General features: G+C 48.1%; 20 protein-coding genes. All 20 read right to left on the reverse strand.

Features of this window, described 5'->3' with window-relative positions:
* Nucleotides 1–55: 55 nt before the first annotated feature.
* The 20 genes from HZB61_05520 to moaA all read right to left on the reverse strand — a co-directional run bounded on the left by HZB61_05520 (nt 56) and on the right by moaA (nt 21,989).
* Nucleotides 56–1,489 carry a cobalamin B12-binding domain-containing protein gene (locus tag HZB61_05520; GenBank protein MBI5056054.1) on the reverse strand — a complete coding sequence of 478 codons (1,434 nt, stop codon included), beginning with the start codon at nt 1,487–1,489 and terminating at the stop codon, nt 56–58.
* 24 nt (nt 1,490–1,513) lie between these two features.
* A complete protein-coding gene (locus HZB61_05525) occupies nt 1,514–2,416 on the reverse strand; it encodes a hypothetical protein (GenBank protein ID MBI5056055.1) in 903 nt (300 codons plus the stop codon).
* 133 nt (nt 2,417–2,549) lie between these two features.
* Nucleotides 2,550–3,716 carry a DUF2062 domain-containing protein gene (locus HZB61_05530; protein MBI5056056.1) on the reverse strand — a complete coding sequence of 389 codons (1,167 nt, stop codon included), beginning with the start codon at nt 3,714–3,716 and terminating at the stop codon, nt 2,550–2,552.
* Nucleotides 3,703–5,061 carry a lipid biosynthesis B12-binding/radical SAM protein gene (locus HZB61_05535; protein MBI5056057.1) on the reverse strand — a complete coding sequence of 453 codons (1,359 nt, stop codon included), beginning with the start codon at nt 5,059–5,061 and terminating at the stop codon, nt 3,703–3,705. The genes HZB61_05530 and HZB61_05535 overlap by 14 nt, the downstream gene beginning before the upstream one ends.
* 180 nt (nt 5,062–5,241) lie before the next feature.
* Complete coding sequence (locus HZB61_05540) at nt 5,242–6,498, reverse strand: cobalamin B12-binding domain-containing protein (protein ID MBI5056058.1); 1,257 nt, start codon at nt 6,496–6,498, stop codon at nt 5,242–5,244.
* Entirely contained in the window at nt 6,495–7,166 is a 672-nt protein-coding gene (locus HZB61_05545) for a hypothetical protein (GenBank protein ID MBI5056059.1), read from the reverse strand. The genes HZB61_05540 and HZB61_05545 overlap by 4 nt, the downstream gene beginning before the upstream one ends.
* Complete coding sequence (locus tag HZB61_05550; GenBank protein MBI5056060.1) at nt 7,167–8,315, reverse strand: beta-ketoacyl-[acyl-carrier-protein] synthase family protein; 1,149 nt, start codon at nt 8,313–8,315, stop codon at nt 7,167–7,169.
* Entirely contained in the window at nt 8,285–8,770 is a 486-nt protein-coding gene (locus tag HZB61_05555) for an acyl-CoA thioesterase (GenBank protein MBI5056061.1), read from the reverse strand. Before HZB61_05555 ends, HZB61_05550 begins: the two co-directional genes overlap by 31 nt.
* Before the next feature lie 121 nt (nt 8,771–8,891).
* Nucleotides 8,892–9,278, reverse strand: a complete 387-nt coding sequence (locus tag HZB61_05560; protein MBI5056062.1) for a hypothetical protein — start codon at nt 9,276–9,278, stop codon at nt 8,892–8,894.
* Complete coding sequence (locus HZB61_05565; protein ID MBI5056063.1) at nt 9,275–9,940, reverse strand: DUF3261 domain-containing protein; 666 nt, start codon at nt 9,938–9,940, stop codon at nt 9,275–9,277. The genes HZB61_05560 and HZB61_05565 overlap by 4 nt, the downstream gene beginning before the upstream one ends.
* An 8-nt stretch (nt 9,941–9,948) precedes the next feature.
* Nucleotides 9,949–12,348: a hypothetical protein gene (locus tag HZB61_05570; GenBank protein ID MBI5056064.1), complete on the reverse strand. Its 2,400-nt coding sequence runs from the start codon at nt 12,346–12,348 to the stop codon at nt 9,949–9,951.
* On the reverse strand, nt 12,341–13,006 hold the full coding sequence (locus HZB61_05575; protein ID MBI5056065.1) for an outer membrane lipoprotein carrier protein LolA: 666 nt from the start codon (nt 13,004–13,006) through the stop codon (nt 12,341–12,343). The genes HZB61_05570 and HZB61_05575 overlap by 8 nt, the downstream gene beginning before the upstream one ends.
* Nucleotides 13,007–13,092: 86 nt before the next feature.
* Entirely contained in the window at nt 13,093–14,565 is a 1,473-nt protein-coding gene (locus HZB61_05580) for a radical SAM protein (GenBank protein ID MBI5056066.1), read from the reverse strand.
* Nucleotides 14,565–15,863 carry an AMP-binding protein gene (locus HZB61_05585; GenBank protein ID MBI5056067.1) on the reverse strand — a complete coding sequence of 433 codons (1,299 nt, stop codon included), beginning with the start codon at nt 15,861–15,863 and terminating at the stop codon, nt 14,565–14,567. The genes HZB61_05580 and HZB61_05585 overlap by 1 nt, the downstream gene beginning before the upstream one ends.
* The gene (locus HZB61_05590) at nt 15,860–16,558 is read right to left on the reverse strand and encodes a 1-acyl-sn-glycerol-3-phosphate acyltransferase (protein ID MBI5056068.1); all 699 of its coding nucleotides are present in this window, start codon (nt 16,556–16,558) and stop codon (nt 15,860–15,862) included. Before HZB61_05590 ends, HZB61_05585 begins: the two co-directional genes overlap by 4 nt.
* A 141-nt stretch (nt 16,559–16,699) precedes the next feature.
* Nucleotides 16,700–16,963, reverse strand: coding sequence for an acyl carrier protein (locus HZB61_05595; protein MBI5056069.1), 264 nt, complete (start codon nt 16,961–16,963; stop codon nt 16,700–16,702).
* A gap of 219 nt (nt 16,964–17,182) precedes the next feature.
* Entirely contained in the window at nt 17,183–18,409 is a 1,227-nt protein-coding gene (locus HZB61_05600) for a beta-ketoacyl-[acyl-carrier-protein] synthase family protein (GenBank protein ID MBI5056070.1), read from the reverse strand.
* A 70-nt stretch (nt 18,410–18,479) separates the two neighbouring features.
* Nucleotides 18,480–19,979, reverse strand: coding sequence for an NAD(P)/FAD-dependent oxidoreductase (locus tag HZB61_05605; GenBank protein ID MBI5056071.1), 1,500 nt, complete (start codon nt 19,977–19,979; stop codon nt 18,480–18,482).
* A 139-nt stretch (nt 19,980–20,118) separates the two neighbouring features.
* Nucleotides 20,119–20,841 (reverse strand): 3-oxoacyl-ACP reductase FabG, encoded by a 723-nt coding sequence (gene fabG, locus HZB61_05610; protein MBI5056072.1) that lies wholly within the window; start codon nt 20,839–20,841, stop codon nt 20,119–20,121.
* 170 nt (nt 20,842–21,011) lie between these two features.
* The gene (moaA, locus tag HZB61_05615; protein ID MBI5056073.1) at nt 21,012–21,989 is read right to left on the reverse strand and encodes a GTP 3',8-cyclase MoaA; all 978 of its coding nucleotides are present in this window, start codon (nt 21,987–21,989) and stop codon (nt 21,012–21,014) included.
* Between the last annotated feature and the right edge of the window lie 87 nt (nt 21,990–22,076).

The raw sequence follows: 22,076 nt of genomic DNA on the forward strand, positions 1-22,076 counted from the left end.
AGCATAATTTTTAACTTATAGATGTGTCCAATTAAAATCCCGCTCAGGTCCCTTGTCAATGTTCATCCTTCGGCTCGAAGTCCTTTCTGATCTTCAGGAATGAAGGCAGGTTTTTTATCATTCTGTAAGTGCTGTGAGGTGATTTAAACATAAGAGGCCCAAACTTCCTGACCCAGTTCTTACTCGTATAGAACCTTTTTATAAATTGCTTGTATAGTTCTTCAAGCCTTTCTTTTGATTCAATCCCTTTTGGGACAAAGACAAAATTCAGGCAGTTCATTAATTCCCAATCCTCATTAAAAACACCCTCTTCATGAATGGTCTTAAATATGGGCGCGCCAGGGAAGGGAGTAAATTTTGTCATGTTCATGTCATCCAGCTCTAATTCCGCGATAAAATCAGACGTAGTTTTTATGGTTTTCTCAGTCTCTCCCGGCAGCCCCATAATAAAAAGGCCTTTTACCCGGAGCCCGTTTCTCTGGATCTGTTTTACTGTTTTTTTCATCTCGCCTAAATCGGCGTTCGATTTGTGTCTGCTGAGTATTTCCTGGTCCCCTGACTCAATGCCCAGGCTGACCATCCAGCATCCGGAGGCCTTGAGCATCTTCAACAGATCGTCATCAATGTGTCCCAGCCTTACCGCGCAATTAAATGTCATGTGCAGGGGCTTGGCCTGCAATAAACGGCAAAACTCCTCAATCCGCTTGCGATGGAAAGTGAATAAGTCGTCATAGAAAAAAACATGTCTTATTTTAAATTCTTTTTTCAGGAACGCCATGTGTTCATATAGATATACTGCGGAGTTAAAGCGGAAACTCCTGCGAAAAACAGAACGGTCGCAGTATGAGCATTGGTAAGGGCAGCCCCGGCTGGAAATGATTGTCGAGCATGGGGCATGCGGGTAGTTATAAAGCGGCGGATGATACGCACCGGGAAAGCCCTCAAGTTTATTGAAGGCAGGAAAGGGGAGGTCATCAAGCTCACATAGATCAGTACGAAAGCCATTCGATTGTATCTCTTTTCCGCTGCGGAAGATCAACCCCTGTATATTCTCAGGCTTAACGCCCAGGGCAAGCTCTGACATGGCTTTTTCTCCCTCGCCTATTATCAGAAAATCTATGGCTGGAAAGGATGCGAGTACGCTCTCTTTCAGCGCTGAGACGTGAACGCCTCCAAAGACGGTCCCGATATCAGGGTAGACTCTTTTGATCTCCTCCGCCTGCCTGTACGCATCGAGAAAACTGGAAGTGGTTGCGGTAAACCCTGCAAGCAACGGCCTGAAGTCCCGGACGCGTCTCATGGTTTCCTCTGTCCCTGCCAGCCTGGCCGGGGCGTTACAATTCAGGATATCCACTTCGATCCCCTGCTTCATCAGGAACGCCATTATAGACAGTATGCCGATAGGCGCGCTGCGGTTGGCCATGAGGATCCTGTCTTTGCTGCCCTCGATCCAGTTTGAACCGAATGGATGGATAAATAGTATTCTCATCTTTTAACTTTTCCCGTCATCCGGTTAAGCCTTGTCCTTCCAGATATCACGGAAGACAAACCATTGAAACGGATATTTTGCAGTGTAGTCCTCCATTATTCGGGCGAATTCCTGGACCCAGGACCTGATATCATCATGCTTTTTATTTCTCGAACTGTAACGCGGAATTATAACATGAGAGGCATCCACCAGATATTTCTTTGAGGAAATTTTGGCTGACAGCAGAACAACTACTGGACATTGCGCTGCCGCCGCAATGCTGAAAGCGCCGTATGGGAACACGGCCTTTTCACCTAAAAAATATACCTCTTCAGAACTGTATCCGTCACTGCGGTCCCCCATTATGGAAACAAGATCGCCCTCATTGATTACCTTCATGATCTCAATAACGCCGCCCAAAAAATTTTCTATGGAAATTATCTTTATCATCTCCCTGTCGCTGTCAAGGGCCAATGCTTTTTTGACTGCAACATTCTCCTCCGGCGACATTAATAAATAAACCGTCTTCTCCAGTTTCTTCAACGCGGTCATTGTAACCTGCCAGTTGCCGACGTGTGCTGTGAGTAAGATCAAACCTTTCGGTGTGGCGGACAAAAGGTTTTGTATCTCATCATATCCCTTAAACTCTACTTCAAACTCTCCAACTCCCGAAACTGCGTAATGCCTGTCTATCAGATTTTTACCCTGATTAACAAACAGTGTGTACACACAGTAAACTCTCTGCAAAAAGTTATACGTTTTAAACCGCCGCCTTATATACGCCATGCTTGAGGTGACGGCTGGTCGGTCAAAGAGCAGATAGTAAAGGCAGACGGGATAAAGCAATCCGTAAGCCCCGGACAACCCGAAGGCCCTTAACGCGGCCCTGAAAAACCAGAAGCCTAATCTGTTGCCCCGTTTCTTATTAGAGGATTTTTGTCGTGTCATTTGTATTTAAATATTCACCACAGAGAACACGGAGACAAGAAGGAAAGATTTCGGACAAGCCGAAATGACAGACATTGCGTCATTCCCGCTTGTCGGGAATCCTTCTTGTCTCTGTGCCCTCTGTGGCTCAATCTCATGTTGATGTAATCCGCTTTCTTATCACAGCCGCCGTAAAGAAAACAATGCCTCCGGTAATCGCGGCCCCGATGGGCGCGATAATTAATGATCCCAAAAACCATTCAAACAACCGGTCGGAGAATTGCGCGAACACGGTCTCAAAAGAAATGTCCGTCAGCCAGCGTCCGTGTCTTAAAAAATATCCGATCATGATGCAGAGCGCGGGAACAAGAGGCGGCATGAAAAAGTGCTGCACATTGACAGCCACTATCTTATTCAGGTTAAGACGCGACGAAACGTATATTATGACAATCGTGTGAACGAACAGAAGCGGGAGTATGGCAAAAAACGCGCCGACTGCTGCTGCTGCCGCAAGCCCGCCGGGGGTTGCGCTTTCGGTCAGGAGCATTTTTAATAACTTGCCCGGGTGAAAAATTATTTTAAAGTCGGTTTTTTTCTGCTCGACCAGCCGTTTGTGTCCCCACGGCAGCAAACGCCTTGCGATAAGTGTCACGTGTGTGTGTGAAATACGCAGATTATCCAGGAACGGTTTGAAGCTTGAAACGCGGTGTTCGGGCTTTGGATAACTGACATCCACCTCAACTGTTTTTAATTGCAGTCCGGCCCATGCGGCCTTTGCCAGCACCTCTGCCTCAAAGTCATAATGAGAACCTCTGAACTTCAGCTGGTTGAGATATCTGACAGGATACGCGCGGAACCCGCTCTGGCAATCGTCAACATACAGTCCTGTTTCAACGCGCAGCCAGAAATTGGCAAACTGCCTGCCGAACCTGCTTTTGCCGGGGACGTTTGCCGTGTTGAAATTCCTGCAACCTATGATTATGCCCGCCTCCTCTTCATTTAGAAGCGGAAGAAATTTTTCAATGTCTTTTGGATCGTGCTGGCCGTCAGCGTCGATGGTTATCATGTAAGTCCCGCCACGGCCCTCAATATATTTTGAGGCCGTTAAGATCGCCTGTCCCTTGCCGAGGTTATTTTCATGTCTCAACATGATAATGTCGATACCGGAAAGCAGCGCGCTAATGTCCGCGTCAGTGCTGCCGTCGTCAATGACAACAACGTTCTTTAAAATAGAACGGCAGCCAGCGGCAATATTTCTGACAGTGTCTTTGTTGTTGTAAACAGGTATCGCGCACCAGATATGATTATTATCCTGCGGCATGGTGTTTTCTTGAAGGATGCTTTTTGTCCTGCAATAGCATGTCCCACAGCGTGCCGGAGTAGCCCATCTTGTGAAGCATCCGCAGGCTGCTGTCAAATGTATCCGGCGGAAAGATACAGTGGCGGATTGAAGCGAAGGCCTCAGTCAGTGTCTTTTCCAGCCAGTCCTTATCAACCGCGGGCGAGATATAATAAATCGGTTTAAGCATATTGTTGTCCGGCAAGAGGACCTTTTCCTTTAACGCGATTTTTGCCAGATGGGTATCAGGCAGGATCCTTATTCCCATAAAAACAAATACAACGCATTTTTGCAATCTCTTGATATTCTCGATCCCCTCAAGCACGGTCTCCTGTGTTTCGCCCGGACAGCCGAACATAAAAAAATGCGAAGTGGCGACCCCGTGTCTGACAAATAGATCGTTGCACTCCACGATGTCCTGAAAGGAAAACCCCTTGCCTAATTTTCTGAGGGTGGTATCGCTCGCTGCGTCAGAGCCGATCTCAACGGCAATGAGCCCTGTCTCCTTCATCATCTCCACGATCTCGTCATTCAGCCCCTGCGGTTTGAAAAATCCGGTCCACGGCACCGTGACCTTGCGGCGCAGCATCTCGTTTATCACGCCGAGGTAAGCGCCTTTGTCGTCATTGAAAACGGAATCCACAAAGAAGATATATTTTACTTTATGCACATTGGCAAGCAGCTCTATATCATCGACAACTAAACGCGGGTCTCTCTGCCGGATGCCGGGACCTTCCAATACCGGGTATGAACAGTAAATGCACTTGTGGGTGCATCCGCGTTTTGTCTGCACGGAAGCGATATTGCCGCTTTGCAGATAATATTTTATTAACTCATCATCGTAGTGCGCCGGAAATATTTCCGCACCGGAAAGCCTTATAACAGAACCGATAACCCGATTTTCAGGATAAATACCGTTGACCGCGTCTGCGGCAAACTTTACAGCCAGAGATTCGCCTTCCCCAACGATACCGTAATCCGCGCCTGTCTCTTTCAGTATCAATTCCGGCATCAGGGAAAAACCAGCCCCGCCCAACAGCACCTTCGCAGTGGAGACCTCCCTGATCTTCTTCACGATAGTTTTCACATTTTCGATGTAATACTGTTCATTCATAAGATTGACATTATCAACGTTGCGTATGGAAATGCCTATCAGCTCCGGACTGAATTTTTCTATTTCCATCCCAACGGCGTTAAGAAAGTCTTCATGCTGGAGGATGTCGAACTGACGCACATCGTGTCCTGCATTTTTCAGAGCGGCCGCGATTACGCTGACCCCCAGCGGATAGATCGGGTACGGCGAAACAGTCGTGTTGGATGAGATCAATAGTATTTTCATAAATTAACAATTAGCATTGGGCCTGTTTATAACTCTGTTGTCTGTCATTCCGGCAGTCCTTAAGCCGGAATCCAGTCTTTTTTCTGGATTCCCGTTTTCACCAACAGTAGGCGCTTTAGGCGCGGGAATGACGAACCGGCGATTTATAAGCAGATTCCAATTCATTCCTTATTTGTCTTTGAGACTCCATCTGCCTCTTCTGAGGCGGCTTCCTTTGTAAGTGCCGTCGGCCTTTTCCTTCTCAATCACCTTGAGAAATAATTTCGCCATTTGCAGGTTCTGGCTGCAATCCCGGTAGAACGTGTCCCACGCGTAGAAAAACATTTTCTGCAGCGCATCCACGCTCATCTTTGCGGGCTGAAACACAACCTCCGCGCCTGTGTAGTGAAGCCAGTCGTTATGAAGAATTCTTTTCTGCTTCTCAAGGTCTGCCCTGATGGGCGTGTGGGGAAACGGCGTGAGTATTGTAAATTCCGCAAGGTCCAGCTCGATCTCAAGCAGGAAATCAACAAGACGCTTGATGTAATCCTCATCATGGTCGTCCATGCCGAGGATAATGGTCCCCTCCACACCGATGCCGCGTTCCTTGAGCCTCTTCACCCGCCTCCGTATGTGGTCCGATGTATCGAAGACCGCCTGATACACATACCAGCAGCCTGCCTCTGCGGCAAGGTCCAATATCTCGTCATCATCTTTGATGGGGTGAGAGATCCATTTCTTCTTCAGAGGGATCAATGCCCTGAACAATTCCTTTTCCCATTCGTCATCCTGCGCGAGGGAATTGTCCACAAAGAAAAGCCGGTTGTTGTCGAGCTGTTCCAGTTCCCGGACCACCGCGTCAATCGCCCTGGCCCTGAATTTCCGCCCGCCGAGAAAAGGCGTACAGCAGGGGAAACAGTTAAACCGGCAGCCGCGTGAGGCGTGCACAAGGTCAACCATCTGCACGCCCCGGTAATTATATAATTTGCGGTTTAAGATACTACGCCTCGCCGGGCCGATCAAATTCATGTCAGGAAAGTCATTGAGATAGTTGTAGACTTTTTTCAGCTTATTATTTCTGACATCGTTTATGACTTCTTCAAAACGCCCCTCTGCCTCGCCGAGGAAGACCGCGTCAGCGTGCAGCATGGTTTCCTCGGAGTGCAGCATGGTCCCGATACCGCCGAATATGACTGGAACGCCTTGTTTCCTGAAACGGTCCGCGAGCTCCCAGGCACGCGGTATCTGGCAGGTGAGCATGACCGAGAAAGCCACAATATCGGCCTTTTCGTCAAAATCAACGGGCTGAATGTTCTCATCGTAAAAAGATATTTCAACGTCATCAGGGATGGCGGCCGCAAAACAGACAGGCCCGTGCGGCGGGAGGTGGAATTCCGTCTGCCTGTTTAACTTGGGCCATGAGGGATAGATAATTTTTATTTTCATTGATCTCTTCCTTTGCGTAAGCTCGAAAATTCTTTTACCAGCTTGTCCTGCGGCATGTCCCTGCTCAATATGGCCCTGGCCTTATCAGCGTCACACAGAAAATCTTTATTAGCGGCATTGTCTCTCATGAGCGTAAAATAAACGGCCTCATTTTCCCCTGTCATCCCCGCAAACATCGCTGTGGTTTCCTCAGAGAGGAGCATCTCAGATGCCGTTGTAATTACCTTCAGCAGCGATTTCTTCGGGGCGGAAGAGAAAAACACCGGGCCCTGCAAACCAAAATGTATTGCCGCTTCTCCAAGCGGGCTTGACGGCAGCGTGTAAATAAAGAGATTGCCCCTCGCCAGGGTCCGCCCGCAATCCAGGTAGTCCTTGAAATAATCAATGTCCGCCTGCAAAGAACCTGAATCGTTAGCGCCGATGGCCCCGATGTCCTGCTTTAGCTCCGGCGAGTAATCAATTCCGGCGTCCTTCAATGCGAGCGCGATTGCATAACAGGTCAGCTTTGATATTCTATCAAGCCTGCCGAAATATTTAAACGGATGGGAGAAAACCTTTTTGGACAAACCGCCAAAACCGGTATCGCCTTCAAAGGCAACCCTGGTCCCCTTTGCGATGCATCCGTATTCCTTCGCATCAATCCATCCTATGCCGTAAATATTAATCATTCATTTCACCACCAGCGCCGTATTGATCCCGCTGAAACCCGCGTTTGTTATGAGCGCCATCTTTTTATTTGATAATGCGCGCTGTTTATTTGAAACCCAGCCATGCGCGTCATCATCGGCAGCTTTTAGATTTACAGTAAGCGGGACCACTTTCTCCTTTAACGCCCTGAGCGCCGTTATTGTTTCAACAAGTCCCGCTGCTCCGAGGGTGTGCCCTATGGCCCCTTTGACGGAATAAACGGGCAACTTGTTTTTGAACACGGCATGAAATGCCCTCATCTCCATCGCATCGTTGTAAACCGTTCCAGTGCCGTGCGCTGAGATGAAACCGATGCCGCCTTCATCCGCGCCCGCGGACCTTAATGCCTTTTTTACGGCCATTATCAATCCGTCGCTCGTGCGGGAAGGGCCTGTCATATGGTTGGCGTCGTCGCTCATCCCCCAGCCCGCTATTTCACCAATGATATTTCTTTTCTCCCTTTTTGCCCTCGCATCGCTCATGAGCAGCGCATATACAGCGGCCTCACCGAGGCTCAGGCCGCTCCTTTTTTTATCAAACGGTTTTGCTGCAAATTTTTCGAGCGCCATCAGCGAAGAGAAACCCGCGTAAACAAATTCCGTGACGCTGTCGCAGGCAGTTACTAAAACGCAATCGCCGTATCCGCTGCGTATCATCGAGGCAGCCCTTGCCAAAGCCGTTGATGATGAGGCGCAGGCAGCGGAGATGATCATGCCGCTGTCTTTGACCCCGGCGAGGGCCGAGATCTTTTTCAGGAGTTTATGCGGATTGCTGTCTGAAGCGTCTCCCCTGCCTGTAAGAAATTTTTTCTCAAGCAGATCAATCTCTCCTTTTGTCGTTGCCAGAATAAGTTTTGCGTCTTCCGGTATCGATGCGGAATTATCTTTAAGCAGCAGCCTGAACATCTGCATCACCAAAGAATCATTCTTAAGATATTTCAGGCCATTAATTACGGCTGCATTATCAGACTGGAATGCTTTGGTGTTAAACCTGTCTATTTTTGAAATCGCCGTCCCGCCGGACCTGATGCCGTTCCAGAGCGCGTCTGTCCCCGCTCCAAACGCGGTGACCATATCGCATGAGACAACAACTGCTTTTTTCATCTCCTGTGAAACTCTCCGGCCTTCCATCTCGTCCTGCATCTTTCAAGCAAAGGAGGCGATATTATGCAAACCTCTCCGGTCGCTGCGGCGGTCAGCACCTGCACCGTGTATCCGCTCGTTGCGATACGGCCGTCTTCCTTTAAAAGATAATACTCCGTGTTAATGCGTGAACTCTCGTCCCACACCAGGACGGCCCGTATTTTAAACACTTCCCCCAGACGGAGGGGCTTCAGATAATCAATATAAAGCTGAGCAATGGGCGCGCGCAAGCCTGACTCGTAAAAATCCTTATACGACAGGCCGCATACCCTGCCAAGCTCCTCGGAGCCTTCCTCAAAAAAGACCGGGTATCTGCCGTGCCAGACTATGCCCAGGAGATCGACCTCATTGAAATGGACGCGCCGCTCAACCTCAACCACAATCGGCCCCGGCGCTCCCTCGGCGCTCTTAAAATAATTTTTAGCTCTCCGCCTGTTTTCCATTTGTTTATAATTTCTTTAGCCGCAGATCAGCACGGATGCACACAGATTTTTTAAAGTTTTTCTAATCTGTGCAATCTGCGAAATCTGTGGATATATTTTCTGTGTCCTCTGTGGTTTATTGTTAATTTTTAAATTCCACTTTGAGTTTTAACTCCGATATCTTTTTATCGCCTTTGCTGAAGTACGCCCTCAGGACGAAGTCAGCGTCTGTTTTGTCAATGCCTTTGCACATGCAGGTAATTTCTTCGGAAGGAGAAACGGTCGAGAAAAACTTTGCAAGGACGATCTCCTTCAGCGTGACTTTCCTGTCTTTCCATTTCTCAAGCATTGTCATGGCGCACTGTATCTGGCATACGCCGGGCAGTATTTTGTTGCCAGGGAAATGCCCCTGAAAGCCTATGAAATCTTCGGGAAAGACAAAACGCGCGATCAGCCCCGGGGCTTCTTTGACCGTCCCTTCTTCCAACCCGCTCATGCATTTCTCGATCTCTCTTTTTATGGAACTCAACCCCTGATCTCCTTCAATTTTATTGTCAGACCGTAACCGTATTTGTAATTATCTAAGATAATACCTGAGGGATATATTTTTCCATCTTTCTGCCGGTATTCGTAATAGGAGACACGCCAGTTAAGCCTGCTGTCCTCATAATAATTTTTTTCGACCAAATGGCCGCCTTCGCCTGCGAAGATATATTCAACAACTCCCGCCCCCAGCGGCTCATCGAATATAACTTTATACTTTCTCTTTTTTACTTCAGCCGAGGCAGACGGGGTGAGGTCAAAATATATCCTCCTGATGTCCTCGCCGACCGTGCGGGGGAAGTTGCCTTTCTTAGTGAATTGCTCCATCGCAAAATGGGAATCGATCCGGTCTTTATCTCCGGCCAATTCAAAGAGCTTTACACCCATGGGATTTATGCAGACCACGGTGAAAGTCTTTTCCTTTGCATCTACCTTTATGTAACCAAGCCCTGATAACTTGTTCCAGTTGTAATCAAAGACGATCGAGTTTATGAGCATGAAATTTTCAGGCGAATGGCCCCTGAACTCTTCCACAAGCGCCCACGGGTCTGCGCTTTCCATCGGGACTTCCGAAGCCTTTTGAAAAGGAATGCCGGCGCATGAGGTGATGCAAGCAAATAAGATTAGGATTATCAGTAAACGTTTCATGGTATCCCTCAATTCGCCTTTCCTTTCACAAACAACTCACATAATTTCGGCACGACCATTACTGATGAAAAAAATCCCGCGCCCAGGCCGATGACCATTGTTATTCCCACAGAAGAGAGGGCCGGGTGCTTTGCAAAGATCAGGACCCCCACGCCGATCAGCGTAGTTATCGTGCAAAGCGTAATTGCCATGACTGTGCCGGTGTTCATCTCTTTTCTGCTGCGGAATGTCATGAATATGCCGTAATCCGAATTTAGTCCAATCACTAAAACTCCCGCGATCATATTGGCCGCGTTTATTGAAAGCCCGAAAAGGGCCATAAGGCCAAAAAGCCAGATAATGCTGGTCAGCGACGGCACGAGGGCTATCAGTGTCTCTCTAACATTAAAGAAACACAGGTAAGTCATCACGATCACGCTGATCGTTGATATCCAGGTCATAAGCTTCAAGTCTTTTGATACGACCTCGGACAGCGTGTTGGAGAGGACAGAGGCTGAGACGAGATACGAATTTGGATAACGCCTGCTTATTTCATTCATGGAATCCACATACTCTTTTGTGTCGGGGAAAAATGACACAACGCGGTAGCCGTCATCTGTCCTTTGAACAAAGCGTTCAAATAAACTGTTGCCGGCTTCTCCTCTATCAAGAGGGGGCAGGGGTGTGTTGTTAAAATGGTTGACTTTCAGGCTTTCAAAAAAGGGATCAAACGCGCGTTCGGAAAAATTATATTTTTTGCCTTCCTGTAAAAGAAGGCCCCTGAGTTTTTGTCTTCTCTCTTCCGACCAGAACCTATGCCAGCGTTCCGCGTTTTGCTTCCTGGTCTTTTCCGCCTGCCATAATAAAGCCATGCTGGTGAAGTTTTCCGCTCCGACAGCCTGCACAGCGTCTTTGTAGATCTTTTCATTAATCTCCAGCGCGCCTTCGTAACCTTTCGAGTTGACAACAAGCACGGCAGGTGTTTTATTGCCTCCCCATGTTTTGTGAAAACGTTCCTCCGCATTTCTTATCTCTTTTTCAGTCCCGTCCAGGTTTTTGATATCTCTTTCAAACTCAACGTGGACGGCAAAGTAAGACAACGCAAGCGTAAAAAAGATCCAGAACAGGACGGTCAATCCGTTTGAGATATTTCCGCGCTCAAGCTTTTCAGCGATGCGGTCCGCAAAGGAGGCTTTGACGTCCGGCTTCAACATGAGATGGGGCAGCACAAATATGGAAATAAACGTTGACAGTACAATGCTGATGATCGCTACAACCGCAAGCTGGTTGTAGCCTTTTATCCCGGAGAAAAAAAAGGCCAGGAAAATAGCTATCGTCGTCAAGGCGCCGAAGCCTACGGGTTTTATAACGTGTTTCACAAAGGGGGCGGAGTCGCTTTTCCCCTGCGCGGCAAAATAGACATGGGTCCCGTAATCAGTGGCGATCCCCGCGACTGTGGAGCCCAAACCGATTACCCAGTATGAGAGTTTTCCGACAAGCAGATACGACAGATCAATGGAAAACACGATCGTCACGACAGGTATCATGAATATCGTAACCGCGCTGACATCCCTTATCACTACCCCGTACAAAAGCAGCATGGCGATTGCCGCAATAATGCTGATCAAATATATATCATTCTTTATCAGCTTCTCATTGCTGACGGTATGGGCGTGCCCGCAGATGATGTCCGCGCGGATATAGCCGGGCAGTGTTTTGAGGCTGTTTTTAAGGGAAGCCAATATTTTTTTTGAGCCTGCGGAATCCGTGACGGCAACCGCGGACTTCGCGATTAACATTGCATGCCTGCCGTCCCTGCTGACAAAATGCCCGTCTTTTATTTCCACGTCATATCCGGTTGAGGAGGAAAGGGCCTTGAGTTTTTCAAGGACAAGCATCCTCATTCCAAGCGGGTCAGAGCGTAACATGGAGCCAAGCAGCATACCCTGAGGTTTTAACAATTGCAGGTAGGCGTCATGAAGCTTTTGGGAAACGTGCTTCCGGTCTATCCACTCGTCTATTTGAGAGAGTTCATTCTCAGAAACCATCTCCGGCAGGTTTTTGAACATGGCGTCGATGTCTTTGGCAACCGAGGATTCAGATATCCCGACTGTGACCTCAGGAAACAGATTTCTGTCCAATGAGCCGGCCAACAGGTCCATCTCTCTCAGGAGGTCGTTAATGTCCTTTTCAGGAGAGGTCAATTCTAGGGACACAACCACCTTACCGGCAATATTTGAATTGCGGAAGAATTCCATGCTCCTGCCGAGGACCTCATTTTGGGGCAGGATATTGTCCATGCTGCTTTCGTATTCGACAAAGTAAAGGGCTGCAAGGCTGATGAGTATAAGCAGGATGAGGATGACCTGCACCGGTCTTTTGTTTCTCGCGGTGTAGTCGTAAAAACGGCCTGAGTATTTATCAAACACGCCTTTTGACCTCAAAGTCCGGGCCTTCAATGGGGGCGTCAAAAATGGTGTCTTTGAAAATGATGGTGGTGCTGTCTCCGCTGACCTCAAGTATCCTGATCTGCTTTAAATACCGTTCATCTTCCCTGAGTCCGATGGTAATGCTTTTAATGATCTTCCCGGCGGCATTATTTGCCTTTGGCGCAAATTCAAAAACAAGAGGCGACTTCTTTAAAATACGCACATCATAATCTTTCAGGAGAGAAATATAATCTCCTGAAAACCACACGGTAAGCTGATTCAGCACATTTTGCAAAACAGGATTGCCGGACAGCGCTATTTCCTGTACGCGGTTAGTGTCCTCATCCCACTGGCGGATGGATTTATCAGTGATGACCACGGAATATTTTACCGGCTCGTCAACGTGCCACGCGATCCTGCCGGGTTTTTGCAGGTAGATCCTGCCTTTCATAACGATCTTGTTTTGAAAGATCGCCAAGTCCTTCTCCTGGACAAAATTCGTCTTTAAGCTCTTGAAGGCGGAGACGTTCTCCCCAATCCTGCGCAGCATCCCGGGGATTTCAGTCGCATCGTCTGCCGCTGTTAAGCCGGATGCGCAGAGGACCAGCAGGAAGAAAGAAAGCAGCGGAAATGTAATAAAAATATTTTTGACTTTCATTGGCGTTGCATCTTTTTTGATCTATTACCTAAATGGACAAGCGGAACTGCAAAGATAGGTCGGGTAAAAATTTTCTTCACAGATTATTATTTATCACCATTATGCCAGACCGTTATCTCGCCTCTGGCAATTAAATCTTCTCCTTTAAAAATTTCTCCTTTTATTATCCCGAACTCGCTGAACCTGGCGACCTTGGAAACAGACACAAGCAGTTTGTCGCCTGCGTGAGCGCTGCCTAATATCTCAAGATTTTTTATTCCAAGCAGAAGCCCCTGTGATTTCGGCCCGCCGTTGCCTGCGTGTTTAAGTCCGTCCTGGGCTGCTATCGCCTGTGAAATGATCTCCGGATAAGACGCTTCATCAAGTCTTCCGTCTTCCCCGGCAAAGATCGCGTCTGCCGGGATCTCAGCCTCTGAAAGAGACGCCCTCTCTTTCACTTCCATAAGTTTGTTTACCATGAGCATGGGCGGTTTGTGGGGAACGAGCTTGGCGGCCTCGGTCGGCAGGCAGATAATATCTTCCTGCCTGTCCAGATTTTCCCAGCACAGCGGATCAGAGGCCAGGTAATCGCCTGTCATCTGATAGGCCGCCCCGCGGCATCCGTAGCACACACTTTTTTTAGCGCATTTGCCGCAGGGGCCTTTTATTGTGTTCTTGTAATTTCTGAGGTCCTGTATGACTTCGCTGTCCAATATGATCTCGGAGAGTTTCTTTTCTTTTACATTGCCGACCGGGATGGTGACACCAACGCAGGGCGTTACATCTCCGTAAACGTTGACCGCGCAGGAAAACTGGTGTCTCAGACATTGTTCGCCAACCAGCGGAGGCTGAGGTTTCCAATCGTAGCCGAATTTATTACGGTCGATGTCCGCGATCCGCTGAAATAACTCCCAGACCTGCCGGGGATCGGCTGACAGGAAATCGTTTTCCCTTGCCCTTCCCTGTGGCGTTATCATTTCAAAATAGGGAGAAATATTTTGCTCCCTCAGCCACTCCCACATACGAACAAGCTCGCCGATATTCTGACGGCATATTACCGTGCTTATTCCAAGGGGACTATTATGGGGGAAACCTTCTTCCTTCAGAATGTTGAAGGCCGCCTGTATCTGCCTGTACGCCCCCTTTTTTCCCGACAGGATATCCTGAAGCTTTTCATCGGTCGTATTCATTTTCAGGACCACCGTGACATTGTTTTCTGCCAAAATTCTTGCAGAGTCCTGCGTCATATTTGCGCCGTTTGTAAAAAGCTCGATATCAAGGTCAAGCCCTTTAATGAAACCTATCATTTCCATTATGTGGGGATACAACATAGGCTCTCCCCCGAGGATGATAATTTTCCTGGCGCCTAAATCCTTTGCCTGCTGTATTACGCCGCGGCTTTCCCCGGCGGTCATCTCCTGTTTGCCGTTGACGCCGTTTTGCACGTAGCAGTAGACGCACTTGAAATTACAGTCGCGGTTAAATTCTATCTCCATGGACAGAAGACCGCCTTTGCCGGCAACCTGTTCTATTTCTGCCGCGGAAAATTCCGCCCCGTAGATACGGGCCTGACATCGCATCATTGATCTGTTCTCCTATCTATAAAACGCATGGCCTTGCGGGAATTCCCGGCGAAAAGCTGTTTCCTGATCTCTTCTCCGCTTGATATTATTACGTCGGGCCTTACTCTCAAACGCGCCTGAAGTATGTCCATTATCTCTTTTTCCGTACAGGAATTGCCGTTTACCGAGACATATACCTTCAGTGCATCGGAGAGGTCAAAGTCACTGGTTACGGAAACATAGTATTCAGCAACTTCGGGGATTTCGTCAAGTGCCGAGTATACAGCCTGCGGATACAAAGTCGTACCCTTGTATTTCATCATCTGCTTTTTTCTGCCCAGGATTGGGCCAAGGCGGGGCGACTTCCTCCCGCATTCGCACGGCCCGTCTATCAGGAAACTCACGTCGCCTGTCCTGAACCTGAGCAAAGGCATCCCTTCAATAAAAAAGGTCGTCACCACAACTTCCCCAACTTCACCGGGCGGCAGGACTTCTCCATTATCATTGACGATCTCTGCTATCGCCAGTTCGGGATGAAGGTGTCCGCCATTTTGCGCGGTACAGTCGCAGAATGTAGTTATTGTCTCGGAAGAGGCGTATGTTGAAAACACCCTGGCCCCCCAGATTTCTTCCAGGTACGCGCCCATTTTCAGCAAAGATAAATTTTTGTCCCTGAGCGGTTCCCCGATGCAGATAAATTTTTTCACCCCGGTTTTGCGCGGATCTATTCCCTTTGATTGCAGAAATAGTCCCAGCTTGTGCAAAAATGACGGGACGCCTACAATCGCAGTCGGCTTCATGCGCAGAATAATTTCCATGTGGCTGTCAACACTGTTCAGTCCGTTCCTGACAGCGGCGGCCCCGATCGCCCTTATCCCCAAAAAATACGCAAGCCCCGCGATAAAGCACCTGTCAATAGTGCATGTGAGCAGGACGATATCATCCGGTGTTATTCCGCATGAGGCAAAAGATATCTCCTCATTGTAAGCCAGCCGCCTCAGGTCGTTTTCGGTGTACATTATTTTTGTCGGCTTGCCGGTGGTCCCTGACGATAAGACAATGTCCACAATCTTTGACATCGGGACCGCAAGCAGTTCGTCATTATGGTTTTCAAAAGCCGATTTATTGGTAAACGGCAGCGAGCTTAAATTTTCAAGGGTAATTTTGTTTAAAGCTATACCGTCCAATGTCCTGCGGTAAAATGGAGAGTTTTCGTAAATGTAAGCGAGGTGGTTTTGCAAAAGTCTCTCCTGCACGGCCCTGATTTCGTCAGGCGTGGAGAATTCAATATTTCTGTATTGATAGAGATCATTCATGCCGCGCCCTCCATCGAGGCGAGTTCCTGTCGCATAATTTCCCGCACCCTGTTTTTTAATGTGAACACGTTCGCGCCCTTATAATCCTGCGGCTGAATAGCAGGCAGCCTGCGTATTTTTATTGTCACCGGCCTCATAAGCCATGAACCTTTCGGAGGCGTATTCTCATTCCCTGTGATGCAAATAGGGACTAAGGAGGCATTTGTCTGCAGCGCGAGGCGGAAGGCGGAGCCGTGGAAACTGCCCATTTCCCTTCCCGTGGACCGCGTCCCCTCAGGGAAAAATATTATTGAGACTTTGTCTTCAAGGACCTTCGCGGCTTTCTCAAGGAACAGTTCGTGGTCCATCATCCTTATATTCAGGTACCCGGCGAACCGGGCGAAAAAACCGAGGACGGGAATGCGGAAAGGCCAGATATTTACAACCTGGATTGCTTCATGAGGGAGCACGGACATCAGGAAGGCGTCTGACGCGGACCTGTGGTTGCTGACGAAGATATAAGGCCCCTGAAGACTACCTTTTGAATGATCTTCATAGCGGACCCTGATAAAAGGGAAGGGGACCAGGACCATTCCTTTTCCGTACCAGCTTATGGCGCGGCGGAATCTTTTCATTACGTAGCGTTTGGGCGCAACCAGCGATATCAGGGTCACAAAGATTATTAAAACAGGAATAGCTATAATGGAAAAAATCATAAAAGCACTATACAAATAGAGATTCAAGAAAAATAGTATAAAATATTTCATTTAAAAAAACTTAAGAGTTATGAGTGAAAAGTTAAGAGTTCAGGAGACGATGTATCGTGATCTTTTCAGTTTTAATTTTCAACTTTTAACTTATTTTGTCGCCCCTTCTTCATTCTTTATCGCTGAAATAAAGTCGTAAATGTCCTGCAGGGTCCTTATGTTTCTGACCTTTTCCTCATTCCGTATCTTGACGCCGAAGCTTTTCTGGAGCGCTACTACCAGATCAACAATATCAAGGCTGTCAAGGCCGAGGTCGGTGAATATGTGCGCGCCCGGCAGCAATTTGTCCTTTTCTATTTCAAATGATTCCTCAAACACCTTATTGGTTTTATCGATGATCTCTTGCTCGGTCATATTTTCCTCCAGTTATTCTAATTATTACACTATGTCGTCTCTGTCACAGGTCCAAATTTCTGTCATTCCGGCTTGTCCGGAATCTTTACAGAAGGATTCCCGACGCGCGGAGCCTGTCCCGACTTGTTCGGGGCTTACGGGAATGACACCCAAAAACATACATTCAAATTTCGAACCCGGCGGTCTCTGCCGCTCTGCACCCTCTGTGGTACATAATCACTATATTTTCCTGCACACCAGTGAAGCGTTAATGCCTCCGAAGGCGAAGCAGTTTTTCAGGATTGTGTTGATCTCTTTATTAACGGGTTTTGTAATATGGTTTAATCCTTCACAGTCAGGACTGACCTCGTCTAAATTCAGTGTCGGGTAGATAATATTTTTTCCCATCATTATCAATGAAGCGATCAGTTCAATTGCCCCCGATGCGCCGAGCGTATGTCCGATGTACCCTTTCAAGCTGCTTACCGGGCTAACATCACCGAATATTTCTTTTATGGCCCCGGCTTCTTCCGTATCACCATGCGGTGTGCCGGTGGCGTGCGCGTTTATATAGTCTATCTTCTCCGGTGTTGTTTCAGCATTCCGCAAGGCTTCATTCATGCAATTGGTCATGGATTTTTTATCCGACTGGCTCATGTGAGAGCCGCTCCCGCAAGTGCTGTAGCCGGTGATCTCCGCGTAGATCTTCGCATTTCTTTTAACGGCGTGTTCGTATTCTTCCAGTGCCAGTATACCGCTCCCCTCTCCGCAGACCAGCCCGTCGCGGTCTTTATCAAAGGGGCGCGGGGTCTTTTGCGGGGTCTGGTTGTATTTGGCAGAAGTCGCAAAGAGGACATCAAAAGAGCCGGTAACCGTGGGATGAAGCTCCTCAGCCCCTCCGCATAAAATTATATCCTGCCTTCCAAGTCTTATTAAATCATATCCCGCGCCAATAGCCTGAAGGCCTGAGGCGCAGGCCGCTGCCGTGGCAGCTATGTACCCTGTCAATCCGAGGTACTGGGCCACATTCGCTGAAGCCGTGTGCGACATGCACTGAAAGAACATCGTGGAGGGCAACTGCGTCAAATCTCTATCCGGCAGCATCATTTCAAATACATCATTAATGCTCCTTGAACTCCCCATGGTCGAACCGATAACACACCCGGTCCTGCCCGAAGATAATCCGGCGGGAGTTATCCCGGAATCGGTAAGCGCCTGCTCCGCTGCCTGAACAGCGAATATGCTCATGCGTCCCATTGAGCGCCTGCTCTGCCGGGGGATCTTCTTTTCATCTTTTAATTCCGCAGGGGCCGCCACATGACTTCTCATGCCGATATACTTCGTCCACTCCTCCATGAAGCGCACAGCGCTCCTGCCCGTTTCAAGCCCTTCAATAAAAGGGCCGATGCTGTTTCCTAAAGGTGTGACGACTCCGATTCCTGTGATCACTACGCGTTTTAATTGCATAACATTCTATTTACCACATAGGCACGGAGACACAGAGAAATATTAATTAGACGCCTCTGTGTCTCTGTGGTTAATTTAAACCCTTGCTCAAGAATTTATTATACTGCTCCTCTTCCAGAATATACCGCCCGACGAGAAACGAAGACATCATGGCGCCCATTATCCCCGGTAAAAGGGAGCTTTGTCCTGCGGCGTATAAATTGCGGAGGGGGAGCTTGCCGATCAGATTGTACTGGCCGATCTTCTGTTTTACTCCATAAGCAGAGCCGTCAGGGCTGTTCAGGTAATCTCTGAATGTAAGCACGGACGCTGAATCAATAACTTTTATCCGGTCTTTATATCTGGGGAACGCGTTATAAATGCGGCCTGTTATATTTTCAACCTTCTCTTTTTTGTAATCCCCGTAAGCCTGCGGCCTCCTGCCGGTCTTTGAATCCTTCCAGTTCTCAACGTGTTCAATGAAGGACGGTTCAAACGCGTTAATGGTTTTGTATATTTTCCCCTTCACTTCTTCTATTGATTTAATGATCACCAATGCCGATTGCCCCCGGTTTGCCGGGTCTAAAAGCTGATTAACATCTGTGTGAGGAAAGATAGAGAGTATATTTGAATTAAAATCGGGTTCGTCATATTCTTCATCCAATACCGCAAAGACCGTGAAGAAACCCGCAGAAGATTCAAATGATGTGACACGGTCAACAAATGCCTTGCTCAAATTCTGCTCCGGCAGGACCTTTAATATTTCGCCTGGATGTATCGTGAAGATACAGTTTTCAGCCGTGACCTCTTCGCCTGTATTAAGGATGAACCTTCCCGCCTTTTTATTGTTGACGTCTTCCAGCTTTGCAATGTATTTGCCGCAGCGTATTTCAATATCGGAGCTTTTAAATTTTGCCTCAAAGGCCTTTATGAAGGCTTCCCCGCCATCTTTGACCCGCGCGACCGACTCGTAAAGTCCGAGACACATCCTGCTGTGATTGGCAAATGAGATCTCCTTCGGCATCACGCCGTAGCACATCGCAAAACCGGACAGCAGCGCCTTTAAAACAGCATTATCTGTCAGCCCGTTTAATACCTCATCCAGGCTCAAAAAATCTTCATTCATAGGGTTGTGCAACGCGGTGAGCGCCTGCAGATCCATGGAGGGCGTGTTAGCGCAGACCTGCTGGACTTTCTCAAAATACCTGTCAAGGGCCGACTCTTCCCCGGGGAAATAGCCTTTAAATTTCTTCTTTAATTTTTCAAGCCCGTACGGGATTTCATAGAGCCTGCCCTCCGGTTCAAAGAAAAAGGAGTTTGCGTTTTCTTCAGATAAAAAAACCGGCTGGATCAAATCACGGATCCCAAGCGCCGACAGCATGTCGTACAGCAGGCCGTTTTTATGAAGCCCTCCGGTGAAATGGAAACCCGTATCAAAAGGGACGCCCTTTTTATAAAACCGGGACACAGAGCCTCCAATGCGGGGGCTCTTTTCAAGCAGCAGCACCTTGCGCCCGTTCATCCCGAGGATAAGCGCCATGGTCAATCCGCTGATGCCGCTTCCAACAACTATGTCGTCATATTTTTGCATTTGAACCTTAATCCACAGATTTCGCAGATTACACAGATGGAAAAGAAAAAAATAAACGCTCTTTGAAAATCTGCGTAAATCCGAGTTAATCTGTGGCTGGATTTATTTTTCTCTGCTCACTCCGTGGTCATAAAACAACCTACATCGCCAGTCCGCCGTTGACGCCGATTACCTGTCCGTGGATATACATGTTTTCTTCCGTGCACAGGAAGTTCACTACTGAAGCAACATCCTCGGACCTGCCAACCCTGTTCAGCGGAATCAATGGCAGCACCTGCGCCTTCGGGATTTTTTCGGTCAATTCCGTTTCAATAAAACCGGGCGCAACCACATTGACAAGTATATTTTTCTTTCCAACTTCACGCGCTAATGCCTTGGCCGCGCCGATCAGTCCCGCCTTTGAAGCGGAATAATTTACCTGCCCCGCATGGCCTATCTGTCCAGACGTTGACGATACAATAATAATGCGTCCCTTTTTGGCCCGTAACATTGAAAACAATACCATGCGTGTCACGTTGTAAAACCCGTCAAGATTTGTGGAAAGGACGGAATCCCACTCATCTCTTGTCATCCACACTAACAAATTATCACGGGTGATCCCCGAATTGTACACGAGCACATCAGGGGCGAAGTCCTCAACTCTCGGGGCCAGGGCGTCTTCCGTCTCTTTGTAACTTGAGACATCAAACGGTATCAAATCGCAGGTCACGCCGGAAGCTTCTATTTCCGACTTTACTTCTTTTGCGGCCTCGTGATTGCTCTTGTAGGTCAGCCAGATATTAAATCCTGATTTAGCCAGACTTAAAGCTATCGCGCGCCCGATACCGCGGCTTCCGCCGATTATTAATGCAGTTTTTGCCATGGGAATGTCCGGTTATTATATTAGTACCGGAGGCGTTTTTTCAATGAAACAACGTCACTTCATTAATTGCAAAGGTAGTCAGTAGTTAGTAGGCAGTAGTTGGAACCCCTGACTACTGTCTACTAACTACTGTTTTGTTTGCGCCAATAGTGCGGGACCTCTTAACGTGATTACCCGCCGATCTTGGACATGGGGTTTATGCGTTCGGGGGAATCCGCATTCTCGTTGATCAGATGCCGCTCCGGTTTTATTTTAACAGCCTTGAGGAACAACGCTTCAATTTCATCATCGGAGGCGCCGTTTCTCATCGGGGTTTTGATATCAATCTCAACCTTTGAAAAGAGACACGGCCTGATCTTCCCGTTAGAGGTAAGGCGCAGCCTGTTGCAGAAGCCGCAGAAATGGTCGCTGACAGGGCTGATAATCCCGATAACTCCTTTTGCGCCCTTTATCCTGTAATTTCTTGACGGCCCCTTGCCTTTGAACTCATAACTCTCCAGGCTGCCCAGAGGAGATATTATTTCCATGATCTCCGCAGCGCTAACGCATTTTTCTTTTTGCCAGGCTTCCCCGGATGACACGGGCATAAATTCTATAAACCTTATGTGGTAGTCCTTCTCAAGTGTAAGGGCCGCAAAAGAAAATATCTCATCATCATTTATCCCGCGGATGGGGACGACGTTGATCTTCACCGGCGAAAGCCCAACACTCTCCGCCTCGTTTATCGCCTTCAGGACACGCCTGATATCGCCCCCTTTTGTTATGGCCCTGTATTTTTCAGCGTCCATGGTGTCGAGACTTATATTTACGCGGGCAAGACCTGCTTTTTTTAATTCTCCGGCAAGCTCAGGCAGCATGATGCCGTTTGTGGTAAGGCTCAGGTCATGTATGCCGGTTTGTTTGATCGATGAGATCAGGACAAGGATGTTTTTTCTCAGCAGAGGCTCGCCGCCTGTTATCCTGACTTTTCTCAGGCCGTGTTTATGAGCAATGCGCACGAACCTGACAATTTCCCCGTCAGTCATTATCTCGGCATCGTCAAAATTCTTCAGTCCCTTTGACGGCTTGCAGTAAACGCATTTCAGGTTGCACTTGTCCGTGATGGATATCCGGAGATAATCAATGCGTCGGTTGTAAGAGTCTTTTATCATAGTTGTTTATATCCACAGATTTCGCAGATTCCACAGTTAAATTATGCGGCTTCAAAAAATCTGCGGCATCTGTGTAATCTGCGG

The sequence above is a fragment of the Nitrospirota bacterium genome (assembly GCA_016214845.1).
Lineage (GTDB): Bacteria > Nitrospirota > Thermodesulfovibrionia > UBA6902 > UBA6902 > SURF-23.